Source organism: Bartonella sp. AA81SXKL, assembly GCF_042196945.1.
In the GTDB taxonomy this organism is placed as follows: Bacteria; Pseudomonadota; Alphaproteobacteria; order Rhizobiales; family Rhizobiaceae; genus Bartonella.
The window spans coordinates 1-1,007 of the sequence record NZ_JBHIRH010000120.1 but is presented as its reverse complement, the minus strand read 5'-3'; the positions used below and the strand labels follow the sequence as shown (position 1 = coordinate 1,007).

Annotated in this window: 3 protein-coding genes; all 3 read right to left on the bottom strand. The window is 48.5% G+C overall.

The features are described 5' to 3' along the window. The coding region (locus ACFINZ_RS09970) for a hypothetical protein (RefSeq protein WP_375701431.1) at positions 1-335 on the bottom strand (335 nt) is incomplete at its 3' end. Then, a complete protein-coding gene (locus ACFINZ_RS09965) occupies positions 328-615 on the bottom strand; it encodes a hypothetical protein (protein WP_375612317.1) in 288 nt (95 codons plus the stop codon). The genes ACFINZ_RS09970 and ACFINZ_RS09965, both read right to left, overlap by 8 nt. Continuing rightward, positions 612-1,007 (bottom strand): glycoside hydrolase family 19 protein (locus ACFINZ_RS09960; RefSeq protein WP_375701430.1); only part of this gene is annotated, 396 nt, incomplete at its 5' end. The genes ACFINZ_RS09960 and ACFINZ_RS09965, both read right to left, overlap by 4 nt.

The window sequence follows — 1,007 nt, the reverse complement described above, 5'->3', positions numbered from 1 at the left end:
CCACCGGCTTGTGTGTTGAGCAAGCGCACACGCTCAAGCCCAATGCCACCGCCAGTAACCGGCAACTTCCCATTGACTTCCTCCATTTTCACAAGCTTTTGTTCCAAAGCCGAAATCACCCCTTGCGCTTGATGCTCAGCTTCCAACGCTGCTTGTCTTTGTCGCTCTTGTACAAGCAGTGCACGTGCTGAAGCCTTGGCAATCTCCAACTGCCAATACAAATCACGCGCCTTTTCCGCTTTTAAAATTTGCGCTTTCATAAAGCCAAAAGCCGCCAACATCACACAGACCAAAAAAAGCAGACCAAAAGACAGTTTTGAAACAGCGCTAAACATTGCTTTTATCTCCCCACCTCGTTATCTCCACCCCATCATAGGAGCTGCTATGCCGCTTATGGGAATGTTTCCTATTAGAAAAATCCAACGAGCCAAAGCCACGATGCACCCCCAGATTGCCAACAATAATCGCCACCATCGAAGGAATAGAAATGCTCGCCATATCAACAATATGCGGAGCCCCCCACAAACCACCAGAAACGAGCAAAAAAATAACCCCCCAAGCAAACCAAAAAGACCACCATAAATAGAGCCTAGAGCCACGATAAGAGGGCTTCATGCTTTCACCTCGCCTCCAAGCCCCAAAAGCTTTTTGGCGCGGTTCAAATAAATCAAACGTTGCACAAGTCCATTCTTGCCCCCATTAATCGCCTTGGTAATCCCTAAATAATCATCTTGATCAGCCAGCCTATTCAAGCCTTTCATTTGCCAAAACCAAACAGCAGACCAAAGCGCTGCTGGAAACTTTTCCAGCTCTTGCGGAAATGCTTCACAATCAACCGCTTGTTCATCGACTGAGCGCCAAAACTTCGTAAAACGGCGATAATTATTGCGCCCCGTCAACTGGATCAAACCACGCCCCTTAAAGTGCACCCCATCCCCAGGGTTGACATTGCCTAAATCACGCCGCCCCTCATAAGCGCGCCCAGAGGCATATTCACGCAGGGTAAA